A 17,548-nucleotide genomic window follows, 5' to 3' on the forward strand; every position below is an offset into this window, starting at 1 on the left:
AGGCTATACTAATTTGCTTTTCAGTTTGTTAACAGGTCTGTAAACTTGATAATCAACCAGAAGTATAAAGAAGCAATTAACCTTATAGCCTGTTAGGGATAAAAGACTTACAACGAGGTCATGATGAGTAAAGAAATTAAAGCCCAGGTAGTGGTTTTGGGTTCAGGCCCTGCTGGTTACTCTGCGGCGTTCCGTTGCGCTGACTTAGGTCTGGAAACGGTTCTAATTGAAAAATACAACACCCTTGGTGGTGTATGTCTGAACGTGGGTTGTATCCCATCTAAAGCTCTGCTTCACGTAGCGAAAGTTATCGAAGAAGCAAAAGCAATGGCCGATCACGGTGTTGTATTCGGTGAGCCTCAAACAGACATCAACAAGATCCGTCTGTGGAAAGAAAAGGTAATCACTCAGCTAACTGGCGGTCTTGGCGGCATGGCTAAGATGCGTAAGGTTAATGTTGTTCAGGGTTACGGTAAGTTCACCGGTCCTAACTCTATCCTGGTTGAAGGTGCAGACGGCGAACAGACCACTGTTAACTTCGACAACGCTATCGTAGCGGCGGGTTCTCGTCCTATCGAGCTACCGTTCATTCCGCACGAAGATCCACGTATCTGGGACTCAACTGACGCACTTGAGCTGAAAGAAGTACCAGAGAAACTGCTGGTAATGGGCGGCGGTATTATCGGCCTTGAAATGGGTACGGTTTATCACGCTCTGGGCTCTCAGATCGACGTTGTAGAAATGTTCGACCAGGTGATCCCGGCGGCAGATAAAGACATCGTGAAAGTCTTCACTAAGCGCATCCAGAAGAAATTCAACCTGATGCTGGAGACGAAAGTAACTGCAGTTGAAGCGAAAGAAGACGGTATCTACGTTTCTATGGAAGGTAAGAAAGCACCTTCTGAGCCTGTACGTTACGATGCGGTGCTGGTTGCTATCGGCCGTGTACCTAACGGTAAGCTGATCGACGCAGAGAAAGCGGGTCTTGAAGTTGATGAGCGTGGTTTCATCAACGTTGATAAGCAGATGCGTACTAACGTTCCTCATATCCACGCTATCGGTGACATCGTTGGCCAGCCAATGCTTGCTCACAAAGGTGTGCATGAAGGCCACGTTGCAGCAGAAGTTATTGCCGGTAAGAAGCACTACTTCGACCCTAAAGTTATTCCTTCAATCGCTTACACTGAGCCGGAAGTGGCATGGGTTGGTAAGACTGAGAAAGAAGCGAAAGCTGAAGGCATCAACTACGAAGTGGCTACATTCCCATGGGCTGCATCAGGTCGTGCAATCGCCTCTGACTGTGCTGACGGTATGACGAAGATGATCTTCGACAAAGATACTCACCGCGTAATTGGTGGTGCTATCGTTGGTACCAACGGTGGTGAACTGCTGGGTGAAATCGGCCTGGCAATCGAGATGGGCTGTGATGCGGAAGATATCGCTCTGACTATCCACGCTCACCCGACACTGCATGAATCTGTTGGTCTGGCTGCAGAAGTGTTTGAAGGTTCTATCACTGACCTGCCAAATGCTAAAGCGGTTAAGCGTAAGAAGTAAGCCTTCTTTAAATGAATATGAAAAAAGCGCCTCAGGGCGCTTTTTTAGTTTCTGTTGACCTGTCTTAAATAAGGTCGCCACTCAATAATCAATTCAGTTGCTGGCACTGAGCTGTTTTTATTGAGAGCCTTTGGTAATGAATTACCTCAGAATTAGTACTGAGAGTCCTTCACGATTTTCTCACCGTAGATGCCGTTTTGCGGTACTGGCTTATAGCTGGAGCTGGCATTGCGCATAATACGCAGTCCTTCCGCACCGGCGTTACGAGCCGAGATAATATCGCCATCGGAATCTCCGTAGTAAAGCTTAATATTGTTCGCTTTGATGTACTTGGTTTTGGTGTATTCCGTTTTGCTGGATCCTGCAAAAATTACCTTGTGCATGTTGTTAATATCGAAGGCATCTTTCAGGTACTGAGTTGAAATTTCACATTTTGATCCGGTACGTCCGGTGATGAAGTAAATTTCATCACCACGCTTCTGGTGCATATCAATCAGCTTCTTGCCAATTTCTTTCGGTAAACTAAATTTTTCCCATTCACAGTTCATTTTGTCCCAGAATTGCTGAGATTTCAGATAGCTATAGCCGTTGGGAGAAAATTCTTGCTGGCCGCGGTAAAAACCAGGAGAGCTGAACAGAACTGTATCGTCAATATCGAAGCCGACAGCCATTGGTGGTTGATTTTCAAGGCTCTTTTCAATGTCCTCAACCGATACCCAATGTAGCTGAGTTGGTTCGCCCTGACGCATGATTTGAATGGAACTGAAGCCGGTTTCTGTACCAGGTAATTTTGGATCGGCGAACACAGAACCGGATGCAAAAGCGCAAGCTAATAGGGAAGAGATTGCAATTTTAGTGATTTTCATTGGTATTGTTCTTTTTGTCATTGATAAAACTGAGAGGCAAAAATACTCCTCAAAAACACATTAGAACTAGATGAAAGTCACAAAGCGCTAATCTTGTTGCATAAGTTTGCGGTGATTTTGACGTAGTGAAGGGTGTTGATAAGTCTGAATTATGATTGTGACTATAAAGCTGGCTTTGGTGAATAAAGCAATAAAAAGGAGAGCCGAAGCTCTCCTTTAAATTAACCACTCGATTTTCTCGGCGAAGCACTTTCGTCCTTCGCTTCTAATCTGATTACAGCTTAAATGCGCCAACCATGTCATCCAGTCGCTTCGACAAATCACGCAGTTCCTGGCTTGAGTGAGCCAGATCTGTTGCTGTGTCTGCCGTGCGCTGGGTTGTCTCATTGATTTCTTCGATATTGCTGTTGATGTCATTTACCACAGTCGACTGCTCTTCTGTTGCGGTTGCAACCTGAGTATTCATATCAGAAATCAGAGTAATACGGTCAGCAATCGAAACCAGTGCGCCTGATGCTTCGTCCGCTGCAGATACCCCTTCCGAAGTCAGCTGGCGGCTCTGAACCATCGCATTTACCGCATTGCTGGCTTCTTCCTGCAGACGGTTGATCATATTTTGGATCTCGTCGGTTGAGTCAGCAGTTCGGCTTGCAAGGCTGCGTACCTCATCAGCAACAACAGCAAAGCCACGGCCTTGTTCACCGGCGCGAGCTGCTTCGATAGCGGCGTTCAGTGCCAGCAGGTTGGTTTGCTCCGAGATACCACGGATCACATCCAAAATGCTGCCGATTGCCTGTGTATTGTTGGCCAGTGATTCAATCACTTCACTGACCTGACCCACGTCACTGGACAACTGGTTGATGCTGTTGCGGGCTTGGCCGACTACATTCTGGCCGCTCTGGGTTTCTTCTTCTGCATTGTGTGCAGCTTCTGCTGCTTGAGCGGCGTTGCCGGCAATTTCATTAACGGTTGCGCCCATCTGGTTGATTGCGGTTACAACCTGCAGAGTGCGGTCACGCTGAGTATTGCTGTTGTCCAGCGTCAGCTGAGCCTGAGAAGCAACCGCTTCAGCTGCACCGCGCAATGAGTTACCGGTTTCAGCAACTTCTTTGACTGAGTGATGGATTTTGCTGATAAAGCTGTTGAAGCCGTCAGACAGCTGAGCAATTTCATCTTTGCCTTCAATATCAATACGGTGGCGCAGATCGCCTTCGCCTTCACCTAGATCTTTGAATACCACAGCCAGTCGCTCGATAGGGCGGGTAATATTGCTGCCAAGCCAAATGGCCAGCAGAACAAAGACTGAAGCGATAACGGCAGTCCAGAGCATGATCTGATACTGAGCCTGATTCAGACCGGCAAAGGCTTCCTCTTTTGGCAACTCTGCAACCACATACCATCCCATTGACGGGATATAACTGGTCGCAATCAGGGTGTCCAGACCGTTTAGCTTCGCTTCAGCAACATTGAATTCTGATTTGTTCAGTAGCTTGCGGGCGGTGTCACTGCCGTAAATATTGGTTAGGTTCGCCTTGCCCATCTTGCTAGAATCTTTATGGATGCGAACCAGGCCATTGGCATCAGTCAGGTAGACAAAGCCGGTTTGTTCCAGCTTGAACTGGTTAACGAAACGAACCATTTCGTCGATAGACTTTGACAGTCCCGACATACCACGGCCATTTAGTTGTTGGTAGTTAATGAACAGCTTGATATCGCCGTTGGCTTCCTGGAATACGTTCAGCATTGTTGCGTTGCCGCTTTTTATGTAGTCAAAGAACCAGCCGTCGATGTTGTTCTTAGGGCTAAGCTGACGCAAAAAGCCATCTTGGTTCCAGTAGCGATGGGTTTTCCTGTCTGCTACTGATGAATCGAACAGATTGTATTGCGCTTTGATATCATTGAGCATCTGAACCAGACGCGCTTCCTGTTCTGGTGTTTTTTCACCTTCATAGTAATCGGTGATAAAACGGTTATTGGCAAGCTGCTGGGCGGCGGCTTGCATGACAGAAATCTCCTTGTCGATATTATTGCCAATTTGCTTTAATGTGGCGGGTAATTCCGACTTGAGCAATCGGGTTTCTACAACATCTCGGGCTTGGTTTTGGCCAATGATGCCCACGAGAATTGTTGAGGCTAGGACGGCGAGAACCATCGCCAGGATCAGTTTCTGTTTAATTGTAAACTGGTTCAACTTCATAATGCTTAGCTGCTTCTAGATATAGTTTTGAACGAGCGAGTCGTTCTCGGACAACATGTAGCCAATGACACCAATTATGCCACTAGTAACAAAACACTCATTTAAGATGTATCGGCCATTTCAATGTAAAACTTTAGTGATGCTCATCACGTTATGCGGGATATTTTTCTCAATAAACGCATATGCCTCGGATAGACCTAAGGTTGGTGTTGTATTAGGCGGTGGCGGTGCCAGAGGTGCTGCTCATATCGGTGTGCTTAAAGCGCTGGAAGAAATGCAGATTCCGATTGACTATATCGCGGGTACCAGCATGGGAGCATATGTTGGTGGCCTTTATGCAACAGGTATGAGCGCCGATGAAATTGAAGCGTTATTGACGACGGTTGACTGGGATAAAGGCTATACCGACCGGGTTCAGCGCAGTGATCGTCGGGTACGAGAAAAGCAGCAGGAAGACAGATATCAGATCCCTAGTGAAGTCGGCTTTGATTTCTGGGAACTGAAGGTGCCAAAGGGAATTGTACAAGGGCAGAGTATGGGCGAGATCTTGCGCTCCACCTCCGGCAACCTGCCGGAAGTTGACACGTTTGATCATTTGCCGATTCCATACAGGGCTGTAGCGACAGATATTGAAAATCTGGAGCCAGTGGTGCTGAGTAAAGGTGATTTGGCCGAGGTCATGCAAGCCAGTATGTCGATCCCTGGTCTGCTGCCGCCAATGGAGCTCGGTGACAAGCTGTTGGTGGATGGTGGTATAACCAATAATTTGCCTATTTCCGTGGTGAAGGAGATGGGAGCCGATATTGTTATCGCTGTTGATATCAGTAATGAATTCAAAAAGCGTGATGATCTTGATAACTATTTTGCAGTGATGGATCAGCTGACGGATTTTATGGTGCGAGACAATGCCAACCGTCAGATCCGGTTGTTGACAGATACAGATGTGCTGATCCGTCCGGATGTAAAAGGCATTTTCACCTCAGATTTTCAAAAGATGCCCGATGCATACGAAAGTGGTTATAAGGCGACCATGGCCTATAAGCAACAGTTGCAGGATTGGGGGCGGGCATCCCAATATCAGGATTATGTTGATCGCAAGCAGCTTCGCCGTCGCGCGCTTAACCACCTTGACCAGCTCCGCATTGATGATATTCAGCTGGTAAATCATACCCATTATGCTGATCAGGTGCTGTTGGACAGGCTTGAACTGGAAGCCGGGGACAGGATCAGTTCCGAAGACTTGGCAGAGAGTGTCCGTAACCTGTATGCCCTGGATCGTTTTGAGCGCGTAGATTACCGGATTCAGAGTGAAGGGGACAAAAATACCATTCAGCTTGAAGTGACGGAGAAGAGTTGGGGCCCCCACTTTATCGATTTACGTTTTGCTCTGGAAGACGATTTTGAGAATAGTACCGAATATTCCATGGGGATTGCGTTTAACGTTACCGGGTTAAGTGAAGCCGGGGCTGAATGGCGTACTGAGCTGGAATACGGTTCAAGCAGCCGGATTGCTACCGGGCTTTATTTGCCTTTTTTCAAAGACCAGGAGTGGTTCAGCCAGGTATCAGCTGAGTACAAATTGGAAGATAGGCATATCACTAGTTTCTTTGATGAGCCAAGTCTGGACAATGTGGACTTTTTTATTCCAGCTTCTTTTATGGATGTGACGTTCGATGCTTCTTTTGGTTGGCAACCTGAGTTGTGGCAGGAGTTTAGACTGGGTTTTCGCTATATCACCGGTGACATCGAGTTTCCTCGTTATTTTGAATATCCTGATTTAAAACGAGAGAGTCGGATGGGTTATATCAGTTATAACCTGGATACGCTGGATGATTTTATGCTGCCGAAAAGTGGTAACTTTTTACACCTTGAAGTTGCAGGATCTGATGATATCGGAAAGAGCTCTGAGGGCGTCGATACCGATTTTTCAATGCACTTTGATGTCAAGTGGAAAGGCGCCTATACCACAGGTGATCACACCTTTATGGGTAAAGCGGAAATAGGTCGATTAGATTCTGAGCTTATTAAATTGCTGTATCCACAAAGGATTGGTGGTTTCCTCAACTTATCGGGTATTCCGAAAAACAGCCTGTCTGGCAGCAATAAGCTATTTACGGCTTTTGTCTACCGCTATCATTTGCTGGATCAGGATTTCGGTTTGTTTAACTCATCTGTGTATCTTGGCGGCTCTGTTGAGTGGGGCGGTGTGTATAACGACATCGATAAGCCTCTTAATGAGGCGCCATTGTATATGGCGGGAAGTGTGTTCTCAGGCATCACAACACCGCTTGGTCCTTTGATCCTGGCTTATGGTCAGACGGAGCAGGATCACAGCACTTTCTATGTCTTTTTCGGCGGCGCATTGTGATCTCACTCTCGAGAATCGTTACTCAATAATTATGCGTGAAGTGTGAATGTTGTGAAAACAGGGTGGATTTTAATTTTAAGTTAAAACTGATATGCTCACAGGACGGTTTTGGTCTCTTCTGTATGGACTTAGCTCTGAGCCAGGGTTTCTTCAATGGCATACAGCAACAGAAGAGATCAATCACTTCCAAGGATGTTTAACCACTAAGGTTAAACCGTAATAAGAGGAATATGTCGTGCTTGAAGCTTACCGTAAACACGTCGAAGAGCGTGCTGCAGAGGGAGTTGTAGCCAAACCTTTGGATGCCGAGCAGGTTGCGGCGCTGGTTGAACTCCTGAAAAATCCGCCAGCAGGTGAAGAGGCCTTCCTGTTGGACCTGTTAGAAAATCGTATTCCACCGGGTGTTGATGAAGCGGCATACGTTAAAGCCGGTTTTCTGGCTGCACTGACCAAAGGTGAGGCGGTATCTCCGATTGTCAGTAAAGAAAGGGCTGCCGAACTGCTGGGTACTATGCAGGGTGGCTACAATATCGAACCGCTGATTTCTCTTCTTGATGATTCTGAACTTGCTTCGATCGCTGTTAAAGCACTTTCCCATACGTTGCTAATGTTCGATGCCTTCTATGATGTGGAAGAGAAGGCCAAAGCTGGTAATGAGTTTGCGAAGCAAGTTATCCAGTCCTGGGCTGATGCTGAGTGGTTCCTGTCTAAGCCGGAACTAGCAGAAAAGATCACTCTGACTGTGTTTAAAGTAACGGGTGAAACCAACACCGATGACTTGTCTCCTGCACCAGATGCCTGGTCGCGCCCGGATATTCCGCTGCATGCCTTGGCGATGCTGAAAAATGAACGTGAAGGTATTGAGCCTGATCAGCCGGGGGCGGTGGGGCCGGTTAAGCAGATTGAAAAGCTGAATGAAAAAGGCCATCCACTGGTTTATGTCGGTGATGTTGTCGGTACCGGTTCGTCACGTAAATCTGCAACTAACTCAGTGCTCTGGTTCATGGGTGAAGATATTCCTTATGTACCGAATAAACGCGCTGGCGGTTTTGTTCTGGGCGGTAAGATTGCGCCGATTTTCTTTAACACCATGGAAGATGCTGGAGCACTACCGATTGAGGTTGATGTGACAGCCCTGAATATGGGGGATGTCATTGATGTTTATCCTTACAAAGGTGAAGTTCGCCGTCATGACTCAAATGAATTAGTGGCGAATTTTGAACTTAAAACTGATGTTTTGCTGGATGAAGTTCGTGCCGGCGGTCGTATTCCACTGATCATTGGTCGTGGTCTGACTGATCGTGCCCGTCAGTCTTTGAATCTGCCTGCATCTGATATTTTCCGTCGTCCGGGGGCGGTTGCAGACAGTGGTAAGGGGTACACCTTAGCTCAGAAGATTGTCGGTAAGGCATGCGGTGTCGAAGGGATCCGTCCGGGGACATACTGCGAGCCTAAGATGACAACGGTCGGCTCCCAGGATACAACCGGGCCGATGACCCGTGATGAGCTGAAAGATCTGGCTTGTCTTGGCTTCTCTGCTGAACTTACTATGCAGTCATTCTGTCACACCTCTGCCTATCCTAAACCGGTTGATGTTGTTACTCACCATACTCTGCCAGATTTCATCATGAATCGTGGCGGTGTAGCCCTGCGTCCGGGCGACGGTGTTATTCACTCCTGGTTGAACCGTATGTTGCTGCCGGATACTGTCGGTACCGGTGGTGACTCACACACTCGATTCCCGCTGGGTATTTCGTTCCCGGCAGGCTCCGGTCTGGTCGCATTTGCGGCGGCAACCGGTGTGATGCCGCTGGATATGCCGGAATCGATCCTGGTGCGCTTCAAAGGCGAGATGCAACCTGGGATCACTCTGCGCGATCTGGTTCATGCGATTCCTTACTATGCGATTCAACAAGGTCTGTTGACCGTTGAGAAAGCGGGCAAGATCAATGAATTCTCCGGCCGTATCCTGGAAATCGAAGGGGTTGAGCACCTGACGGTAGAGCAGGCGTTTGAGCTTTCTGACGCATCTGCTGAGCGAAGTGCTGCAGGTTGTACGGTTAAGTTGTCAGAAGAGTCGATCTCTGAGTATCTGCAATCGAATATTGTGATGCTTAAGTGGATGATTGCAGAAGGTTATGGTGATCGCCGTACGATTGAGCGCCGGATCACTGCGATGGAAGATTGGCTGGCTAATCCTGAGCTGATGGAAGCGGATAAGGATTCAGAGTATGCCCATGTGATCGAGATTGATCTGGCAGAAATCAAGGAGCCGATCCTGTGTGCGCCGAATGATCCGGATGATGCGCGTCTGTTGTCAGAAGTGCAGGGCACCAAGATTGATGAGGTCTTCATCGGTTCGTGTATGACCAATATCGGTCACTTCCGTGCTGCAGGTAAGCTGTTGGAGAAATTCGGAGGTCAGCTTGATACCAGAATGTGGGTTGCGCCACCGACGAAGATGGACCGCGATCAGCTTACCGAAGAAGGTTATTACGGTATCTTCGGTCGTGCCGGGGTACGGATTGAAACCCCGGGATGTTCACTGTGTATGGGTAACCAAGCCCGGGTAGCCGATAAGGCGACGGTAATGTCGACCTCGACCCGTAACTTCCCGAACCGTTTGGGAACCGGTGCTGATGTTTACCTGTCTTCGGCAGAGTTGGCGGCAGTCGGTGCGATCCTTGGACGTATTCCTACTCAGCAAGAATATCTGGAGTACGCCAAACAAATCGATGCCACAGCAGCCGATACTTATCGTTACCTGAACTTCCATAAGATGGAGAGTTACACCAATAAAGCCGGTGACGTCATTATTCAGGCGGCGGTATAGGTTATCTAAGCGAGGTAAGGGATTCGAGAGGCAAGCGATAAGTTGCCTTTCGGTATTCAAACCTGATAACAGAAAAGGGAAGCCAATAGTTGGCTTCCCTTTTTTCTTTCCTGGCTTCTCAGAATGGCCCCCCTCTGAGCCCGTTATTTTCTTCCTAAGACCCAGACTCTGGCCACATTACTTGCTGTCATCCTGACATTGAATGTGGCTTCTTTGAAGGCCTCTTCTAATGTCATTGCTCGCGGGACAACACTGAAAACAGCATCAATGCCATGGTCATAGACCACATTACTGTCAGCGGATACACAACCGGCGATAGCGATGACCGGAACATTCTGCTGTTTTGCGCAGCGTGCTACGCCGACAGGCGTTTTACCGTGAATCGTCTGGCTGTCGATACGGCCTTCACCTGTGATCACCAGATCTGCACCCGTTATGGCATCTGATAGATTAACTGCCTCCATCACGATATCAATGCCGGGGCGCAGGTCAGCATCCAGCAAACCAAGCAATGCTGCGCCGAGTCCGCCAGCAGCACCTGCTCCGGCGGTATTTTTGATATCACGGCCGAGCTGGTGTTTGATGATATCTGCATAATGCGCCAGGTTTGAATCCAGTAACTCGACCATTTCCGGTGTTGCGCCTTTTTGCGGGCCAAATATGTGGGAAGCGCCTTTGGGGCCACAGAGCGGGTTGTCGACATCACAGGCTACTTCCAACTTTATATTTGCCAGCCTCGGATCGACCTTGCTGGTATCAATCGAGACAAGCTTCGACAATTCGCTGCCGCCAAAGCCGAGTGCTTTTCCGTTGCTGTCTGAAAACTCAATCCCCAACGCTTGTGCCATCCCTAGTCCGCCGTCATTGGTCGCGCTGCCGCCGATACCGATGATGATATGCTCAACCCCATTATCTAAGGTGGCCTTTATCAATTCTCCGGTACCGAATGTTGTGGTAAGCAATGGATTTCGCAGCTCTGGTTTTACAAGGTGCAGGCCAGAAGCGGCGGCCATTTCAATGACAGCTGTGTGGCCATCACCCAGTAGGCCCCAAAAAGCGTTTACCTGTTCACCCAAAGGGCCTGTTACCTTGCGGCTCATGATGATACCGCTGGTAGCATCAACCAGAGATTGCACAGTGCCTTCTCCGCCGTCAGCGACTGGAAGCTTGTGATATTCAGCATCGGGCAAGATATCGCGAAAACCATCTTCAATGGCGGTGGCCACTTGCATCGCGGTCAGGCTTTCTTTGTAGGAATCCGGGGCAATAACAATCTTCATTCGTTTTATTCCTGTTAGAAGGGATTCATCCATGATGCTGGCCGCAAATGGTCATTTGCTGCCTTCGGGTAAGGTGAGGTTGCATTCCTGCGCCAGATCCTGACAATGTGCGGACTCTGGTAATGACTATTACATGCCGACGTAGTGCATTATGCAGGTTGACAGCACTGTTGCCCTGCTACGTACCGTTATTGTATCAGCCACGGTTGCCAAAGACTGAATTAAGATTGATGAGGATAGCTATGGACTACGAATTTAAGAAAAACACCCTGGAAGGTAGCTATCATGCCGTATTCTCAATGGGCCACGAGGCGATGGGGCGCTGGTTGGTTGAGGAAGTCGGAAAAGACTTTGCCAAGATGGACACTATCGTGGCTCAAATTGGTGCGTTGAAAAACAGTACCCAGGAATGGCGACTGGTAGGAGAGGAGCTGACCCTTTGCCTGCAGGACAATGAAGCCTTAGTCCAAGCTAATTATCTGTTTTCTGAAGATGATACCGAGCTTGAAGAAGACATGAGCTTTTACGATGAAGAGTGTATGTCTTTGTGTGGTTTTGAAGATTTTGAGCAGATGCTTCAGGCCTGGCGCGCATTTGTGACTCGTTTCTAACTACGTCGCCCCGTTTCAGAACAATTTGCTTCCTTTGAGTGAAAAGGCTGCACCGCTATGGTGCAGCCTTTTTTTATTATATTTGTCTTTCTGGTTAAGATTTTGATTTTTAAGCGATTTAAAAACTGGCACAAAGCTTGTTTGCTTGTGAACTGTAATTGAGAGGGAGTTCTGAATTCGAGGAGCAGGCAATGAAACTAATTAATGCAATCATAAAACCGTTCAAGCTGGATGATGTGCGTGAAGCGCTGGCCGATGTTGGTGTTGAAGGGATGACGGTAACAGAAGTAAAGGGATTTGGTCGTCAGAAAGGGCATACCGAGCTGTATCGCGGTGCTGAATATCAGGTTGATTTTTTGCCGAAGGTGAAGCTGGAGATTGCGACTCAGGCAGAAAACCTGGAGTCGATTGTTGAGGCGATTTCAAAAGCAGCCCAAACCGGAAAAATCGGTGACGGTAAGATTTTTGTTTATGACTTGGATCATGCCGTGCGTATCCGTACCGGTGAGACCGATCTGGAAGCATTATAGGAACTGGACTGAGAGGGGTTATGACTATGGAACTATCAACGACAGTAACAGAGCTGCGTTATGCGCTCGACACATTCTTCTTCCTTATGTCCGGCGCACTGGTTATGTGGATGGCGGCAGGGTTTGCCATGCTGGAAGCGGGTTTGGTTCGTTCGAAAAATACGACAGAGATTCTGACTAAAAACTTCTGTCTTTATGCCATTGCCTGCACCATGTATCTCATCGTGGGTTACAACATTATGTATGTCGATAATGGCGAAGGGGGCTGGCTGCCTTCATTCGGCTCGCTGATTGGTACTCAGGCTGAAGGGGCTGATCACTCGCTGGAATCTGATTTCTTCTTCCAGGTAGTTTTTGTTGCTACAGCGATGTCGGTGGTATCCGGTGCTGTTGCTGAGCGCATGAAACTATGGTCGTTCCTCGTTTTCTCAGTCATTTTGACGGCCTTTATTTATCCAATGGAGGGTTACTGGACCTGGGGTGGCGGCTTCCTGTCAGAAGCGGGCTTCAGTGACTTTGCCGGCTCGGGTATCGTTCATATGGCCGGTGCGTCTGCGGCATTAGCGGGGGTACTTCTACTGGGTGCCCGTAAAGGTAAATACGGTAAAAACGGTGAGATTATGCCGATTCCGGGTTCAAACATGCCATTGGCAACACTGGGTACTTTCATCCTGTGGTTCGGTTGGTTTGGCTTCAACGGCGGTTCACAGCTGATGGTTTCTGACTTTGAGAACGCGACAGCTGTTGGTCAGATCTTCCTTAATACCAATGCGGCAGCTGCTGCCGGTGCGATTGCTGCGCTGGCGGTCTGTAAGACGACCTGGGGCAAGGCGGATCTGACTATGATCCTTAACGGCGCTCTGGCTGGTCTGGTTGCGATTACGGCGGATCCGCTTTCACCGTCTCCGGTTGCTGCAGTCATTATCGGTGTGATTGCCGGTGCTTTGGTTGTCTTCAGCATTATTGGTCTGGATAAGCTTAAGATTGACGATCCGGTTGGTGCGATTTCGGTTCACGGTACCTGTGGTCTGTTTGGCTTGATGGTTGTACCGTTCAGCAACGCGGACGCTACCTTCGGTGCGCAGTTACTGGGTGCGGCGGTAATCTTCTGTTGGGTATTTGCTATGAGCCTGGCGGTATGGGCGGTACTGAAGTACACAGTTGGTATTCGTGTGACAGAAGAAGAAGAGCTGGCGGGTATGGATTTACATGACTGTGGTATTGATGCCTATCCTGAGTTCGTAAGTGTGAAATAACATAAAGAGTAGAGAGATACGATAAAGCACTACAGATATTCTTGGTATGAATGGAAGTGCTTAAAGTTAATACGCTGTTACGAAACTCATAACATACATTTAGATCACAACTTTTAAAAACGCTGCCAGAAGGCAGCGTTTTTTTTGTTTTCAAATGTAAGAGAGCATTGTTTTACAAAAGTGCTACAGTATAATCATCGAACTGATAAACATTCTCATTACATTTTGCATTAAGGGATGATAAATGAAAAAGCTGTTGGCTTCGGCGATTCTGGTTGGTTTGGCGGCTCCACAGGTGGCGACTGCTGCTGAAGAAGTAAATGTTTATTCTTACCGTCAACCATTCTTGGTTGAACCAATGTTTGATGAATTCACAAAAGAAACCGGTATTAAGGTTAATGTGAAATTTGCCAAGAAGGGCCTGGCTGAGAAGCTACAGCAGGAAGGTGAGTACAGTCCGGCGGACGTTATTCTGACAACGGATATCAGCCGTCTGGTTGAGCTGGCAGACAAGAAACTAGTTCAGCCTGTAGACAGTAAAGAAATCGAGAAAAACGTTCCGGCACAGTACCGTGACAATGAAGATGAGTGGTTTGCGCTGACATTGCGTACCCGCAGCGTTTACTCTTCCCGTGACCGTGTTGGTCACCTTCCTGCGAACTTTGACTACGCAGATCTGGCGAAGCCTGAATGGAAAGGCAAGATCTGTACTCGCTCCGGTAAGCACCCATATAACGTGTCGTTGGTTTCTTCAATGATTGCTAATCATGGTGAGGTTGAGGCGAAAGCATGGCTGAAAGGCGTGAAGGCGAACCTGGCACGTAAGCCTCAGGGTAATGACCGTGCCCAGGTGAAAGCAGTGAAGGAAGGCTTGTGTGATCTGGCGATCGGCAATAGCTACTACCTGGGCAAAATGGTGAATGATGAGAAGCAGAAGTCATGGGCTGAAGCGGTTTACATTAACTTCCCGGGTGAGAAAGCAAATGGTACTCACGTGAATGTAAGCGGTATGGCGATGGCTAAGTATGCGCCTAACAAAGCGAATGCTCAGAAGCTGATGGAATTCCTGACCGATGATAAGGCACAGCATATGTATGCGGAAGTGAACTACGAGTATCCGGTGAAGGAAGGTGTTAAGCGCTCAGAGCTTGTTGCGTCATGGGGTGACTTCAGTGCTGATAACCTGTCACTGGAAAAAGTGGCGCACTATCACAGCACGGCGATCAAACTACTGGATGAAGTGAAGTTTGATCTGTAAGTAGTCGTTACAAAAAATGGGGCACCATGCCCCATTTATTCATTGGTGCTAAGTAGTAAGCAATGAAAGAAAAATATATGTTTTGGCGAACCAGTGGCTGGGGGCTTTCCCTGCTGCTGGTTTTGCCCGTTCTGGCAATTTTTTATACCGCGATGGGAGAGTCTGATGAGGTCTTCTCTCACTTGATGGGCACAGTCATGGCGACCTATACCGGCAATACATTCTGGCTGGTAACCGGAACCCTGGTGCTTGCCCTGCTTTTTGGCCTGCCTGCTGCCTGGATCATGGCGATGTGCCGGATCCCCGGAGAAAAAGTGTTGCAGTGGGCTCTGGTTCTGCCGTTGGCGATGCCCGGCTACATCATTGGTTATATCTATACCGACTGGTTTGACTATGCCGGCCCGATCCAGATTTTCCTTCGCGACTTGTTTGGCTGGCAAACTATCCATGATTACTGGTTCCCGGACATTCGCTCGTTAGGTGGAGCCTGTCTGGTTCTGGCCTTAGTCCTTTACCCTTACATCTACTTGCTGGCCCGTGCAGCCTTTATGGAACAGAGTGTCAGCCTGCTTCAATCAGCCCGTTTGCTGCGTTGTTCGCCTTGGGATAGCTTCCGCAGGATTTCGCTGCCGTTGGCTCGTCCTTCTATTGCTGTCGGTATGTCACTGGTGGCGATGGAGACGCTGGGAGATTTCGGTACAGTCAGTTACTTCGCGGTCAACACCCTGACAACCGCGGTTTACGATACTTGGTTGGGGTACTCCAATCTCAATGCTGCCGCCAAAATTTCCGCCATCATGCTGATGGTGATCTTCTTGTTGATCAGTGCTGAACGTTTCAGCCGCCGCAAGCAGAAGCTGTTTCAGCAGGAGTTTGAGCATGGTGATGATATTCGCTATACCCTGACAGGACTGAACAAATGGCTGGCTCTGGTTTGGTGTTGGGGGCTGTTCTGCTTTGCTTTTGCTTTGCCATTGTTGCAGCTGGGATATTACACCTGGCATTACTTCGCCGAGAGCTGGACGCCTGAATTTCAGCAATACAGCTTGAACAGCCTGTTTGTAGCCACGGTAGCTGCTTTACTGGCTGTGCTGTTGGCGCTCACTGTGAATTTTTATCGTCGTCTTGATGGCGGCAGGTCGACGCTGGTGCCGATCCGGATGTCGTCATTGGGGTATGCTGTGCCCGGAACTGTTTTGGCTATCGGGGTGATGATCCCGCTGACCAGTGCAGATCACCTACTTAACGATATGGCGATTAGCTTTGGTTTTGGCCGTCCGGGCCTGTTTTTCTCCGGTACTATGATTGCGATTATCTTTGCGTTTGTGGTGCGTTTTGCCGCCGTGGCGATCGGTAGTATCGAAAGTAGCCTGGCTAAGGTGCCGCCATCGCTGGACATGGCATCAAAAACTATGGGCTATGCTTCAACCCAAATGTTGCGCCGGGTTCACCTGCCTCTTATTCGCAGAGGATGCCTGATCGCCGGTTTGTTGGTGTTCATTGAGTCAATGAAGGAACTCAACGCAGCCTTGTTGTTGCGGCCTTTTAATTTCGAAACACTGGCAACTTATGTCTTTAACTTCGCCTCAGATGAGCAGCTTGAGCTGGCAGCCCTTCCGGCGATTATCCTTGTCTTTGTTGGCTTGATCCCACTGGTGATGGTTAACCGTTCATTGGAGCAGAAACACTGATGAGTCATGCATTATCCGTTCGAAACCTGACATGTAAGTACAACGGGCAGGCGGTACTGAAGAATCTCTCCCTGCCTGTCAAAGATAACGAGATTGTCTGCCTGCTGGGGGCCAGTGGCTGTGGTAAGACAACATTGCTTAAAGCCATTGCCGGCCTGTTGCCGTTGGAAAGTGGTGATATTCATATCAATGGACGGGTGATTGCGGACCAGCATACCTGGCTGCCACCAGAAAAGCGTAACATCGGTATGATTTTCCAGGATTACGCCCTTTTTCCGCATCTGACGGTGGCAGAGAATATAGCTTTTGGGTTACGAGACTGGGATAGCAACCGGATTGAAACCAAAGTTAAGGATATGCTGGAGCTGGTGCATCTGACCGGATTGGATAAACGCTACCCTCACCAGTTATCTGGCGGTCAGCAGCAGCGAGTCGCGATTGCCCGGGCTCTGGCTTGTGAGCCGGATTTAATTTTGCTGGATGAGCCTTTCTCCAATATCGACACCCAGGTCCGTCATGGGTTGATCAAAGAGATCCGCCGGATATTTAAAGAGCAGGGGGTGACAGCGATTTTTGTTACTCACAGTCGAGAAGAAGCCTTTGCTTTTGCTGATCGTCTGGCTGTAATGAATAACGGGGTGATTGAGCAGTTTGGTTATGCCACAGAGCTGTATTATCGTCCGAGCAGCCGGTTTGTTGCTGAATTTCTGGGAACCGGTTCCTATCTACCGGCGACGGTGAAGAATGATCATCAGTTGTTTACACCGTTTGGTGAGCTTGATCTGAAAGCTGACAGACAGTATGGCTCCGGGACCAATGTTGAATGGTTACTGAGGCCACAAAACCTGAGGATCAAACCGGCCGAAACAGGGCTCGGGGTGATCACTGAGCAGTTATTCATGGGCGACAGCTGTCGCTATACGGTGGATTATCAGGGACACAAGCTGATGGTCAATTCGCATCTCATCCTGCAGGTCGGCGATAAGGTGGCGGTAGAGCTAGAGCCGCATGACCCAGTTGTTTTTGATACCGCATGTTAGTTTATCCGTTTAAGTTATTGCTTTGACGATAAATATAAGGCCAGCTTAACGCTGGCCTTGT

At 48.5% G+C, this 17,548-nt stretch carries 12 protein-coding genes; 9 read left to right on the forward strand and 3 right to left on the reverse strand.

The annotated features are described in order from the left end of the window. The first annotated feature begins 123 nt into the window (after positions 1 to 123). Positions 124 to 1,557 (forward strand): dihydrolipoyl dehydrogenase, encoded by a 1,434-nt coding sequence (lpdA, locus tag AACQ93_RS02375; protein WP_036799269.1) that lies wholly within the window; start codon positions 124 to 126, stop codon positions 1,555 to 1,557. A 152-nt stretch (positions 1,558 to 1,709) separates the two neighbouring features. On the opposite strand, the gene aphA is transcribed toward lpdA, so the two are convergent. Next, positions 1,710 to 2,423 (reverse strand): acid phosphatase AphA, encoded by a 714-nt coding sequence (gene aphA / locus AACQ93_RS02380; RefSeq protein ID WP_064601898.1) that lies wholly within the window; start codon positions 2,421 to 2,423, stop codon positions 1,710 to 1,712. A 274-nt stretch (positions 2,424 to 2,697) separates the two neighbouring features. Next, a complete protein-coding gene (locus tag AACQ93_RS02385; RefSeq protein ID WP_064601899.1) occupies positions 2,698 to 4,620 on the reverse strand; it encodes a methyl-accepting chemotaxis protein in 1,923 nt (640 codons plus the stop codon). 139 nt (positions 4,621 to 4,759) lie between these two features. On the opposite strand from AACQ93_RS02385, the gene AACQ93_RS02390 reads away from it, so the two are divergent. Together AACQ93_RS02390 and acnB are read left to right on the forward strand one after the other, a co-directional pair. Further along, on the forward strand, positions 4,760 to 6,988 hold the full coding sequence (locus AACQ93_RS02390) for a patatin-like phospholipase family protein (protein WP_232323330.1): 2,229 nt from the start codon (positions 4,760 to 4,762) through the stop codon (positions 6,986 to 6,988). A gap of 235 nt (positions 6,989 to 7,223) precedes the next feature. After that, positions 7,224 to 9,821 (forward strand): bifunctional aconitate hydratase 2/2-methylisocitrate dehydratase, encoded by a 2,598-nt coding sequence (acnB, locus tag AACQ93_RS02395; RefSeq protein ID WP_064601903.1) that lies wholly within the window; start codon positions 7,224 to 7,226, stop codon positions 9,819 to 9,821. 143 nt (positions 9,822 to 9,964) lie between these two features. Here acnB and AACQ93_RS02400 read toward each other — a convergent pair whose 3' ends face one another. Continuing rightward, positions 9,965 to 11,101, reverse strand: coding sequence for a glycerate kinase (locus tag AACQ93_RS02400; RefSeq protein WP_157097505.1), 1,137 nt, complete (start codon positions 11,099 to 11,101; stop codon positions 9,965 to 9,967). A 242-nt stretch (positions 11,102 to 11,343) separates the two neighbouring features. Between AACQ93_RS02400 and AACQ93_RS02405 the strand changes: the two genes are divergently transcribed. The 6 genes from AACQ93_RS02405 to AACQ93_RS02430 all read left to right on the forward strand — a co-directional run bounded on the left by AACQ93_RS02405 (position 11,344) and on the right by AACQ93_RS02430 (position 17,487). Next, positions 11,344 to 11,712 carry a YacL family protein gene (locus AACQ93_RS02405; protein WP_064601907.1) on the forward strand — a complete coding sequence of 123 codons (369 nt, stop codon included), beginning with the start codon at positions 11,344 to 11,346 and terminating at the stop codon, positions 11,710 to 11,712. A gap of 191 nt (positions 11,713 to 11,903) precedes the next feature. After that, positions 11,904 to 12,242: a P-II family nitrogen regulator gene (locus AACQ93_RS02410; RefSeq protein ID WP_007464463.1), complete on the forward strand. Its 339-nt coding sequence runs from the start codon at positions 11,904 to 11,906 to the stop codon at positions 12,240 to 12,242. Between the two features lie 26 nt (positions 12,243 to 12,268). Next, positions 12,269 to 13,498 carry an ammonium transporter gene (locus AACQ93_RS02415; protein ID WP_064601909.1) on the forward strand — a complete coding sequence of 410 codons (1,230 nt, stop codon included), beginning with the start codon at positions 12,269 to 12,271 and terminating at the stop codon, positions 13,496 to 13,498. Positions 13,499 to 13,742: 244 nt separating this feature from the next. Continuing rightward, complete coding sequence (locus AACQ93_RS02420; RefSeq protein WP_064601911.1) at positions 13,743 to 14,756, forward strand: Fe(3+) ABC transporter substrate-binding protein; 1,014 nt, start codon at positions 13,743 to 13,745, stop codon at positions 14,754 to 14,756. A gap of 62 nt (positions 14,757 to 14,818) precedes the next feature. Further along, positions 14,819 to 16,447, forward strand: coding sequence for an ABC transporter permease (locus AACQ93_RS02425; protein ID WP_064601913.1), 1,629 nt, complete (start codon positions 14,819 to 14,821; stop codon positions 16,445 to 16,447). Beyond that, positions 16,447 to 17,487 carry an ABC transporter ATP-binding protein gene (locus AACQ93_RS02430; RefSeq protein WP_064601914.1) on the forward strand — a complete coding sequence of 347 codons (1,041 nt, stop codon included), beginning with the start codon at positions 16,447 to 16,449 and terminating at the stop codon, positions 17,485 to 17,487. The genes AACQ93_RS02425 and AACQ93_RS02430 overlap by 1 nt, the downstream gene beginning before the upstream one ends. Positions 17,488 to 17,548 lie beyond the last annotated feature (61 nt).

The organism is Photobacterium sp. J15 (assembly GCF_963870815.1).
Taxonomy (GTDB): Bacteria; Pseudomonadota; Gammaproteobacteria; order Enterobacterales; family Vibrionaceae; genus Photobacterium; species Photobacterium marinum.

Coding starts and splice junctions, on each gene's coding strand:
- lpdA (WP_036799269.1), top strand. CDS start 124: ATGAGTAAAGAAATTAAAGCCCAGGTAGTGGTTTTGGGTTCAGGCCCT.
- aphA (WP_064601898.1), bottom strand. CDS start 2,423: ATGAAAATCACTAAAATTGCAATCTCTTCCCTATTAGCTTGCGCTTTT.
- AACQ93_RS02385 (WP_064601899.1), bottom strand. CDS start 4,620: ATGAAGTTGAACCAGTTTACAATTAAACAGAAACTGATCCTGGCGATG.
- AACQ93_RS02390 (WP_232323330.1), top strand. CDS start 4,760: ATGCTCATCACGTTATGCGGGATATTTTTCTCAATAAACGCATATGCC.
- AACQ93_RS02400 (WP_157097505.1), bottom strand. CDS start 11,101: ATGAAGATTGTTATTGCCCCGGATTCCTACAAAGAAAGCCTGACCGCG.
- AACQ93_RS02405 (WP_064601907.1), top strand. CDS start 11,344: ATGGACTACGAATTTAAGAAAAACACCCTGGAAGGTAGCTATCATGCC.
- AACQ93_RS02410 (WP_007464463.1), top strand. CDS start 11,904: ATGAAACTAATTAATGCAATCATAAAACCGTTCAAGCTGGATGATGTG.
- AACQ93_RS02415 (WP_064601909.1), top strand. CDS start 12,269: ATGGAACTATCAACGACAGTAACAGAGCTGCGTTATGCGCTCGACACA.
- AACQ93_RS02420 (WP_064601911.1), top strand. CDS start 13,743: ATGAAAAAGCTGTTGGCTTCGGCGATTCTGGTTGGTTTGGCGGCTCCA.
- AACQ93_RS02425 (WP_064601913.1), top strand. CDS start 14,819: ATGAAAGAAAAATATATGTTTTGGCGAACCAGTGGCTGGGGGCTTTCC.
- AACQ93_RS02430 (WP_064601914.1), top strand. CDS start 16,447: ATGAGTCATGCATTATCCGTTCGAAACCTGACATGTAAGTACAACGGG.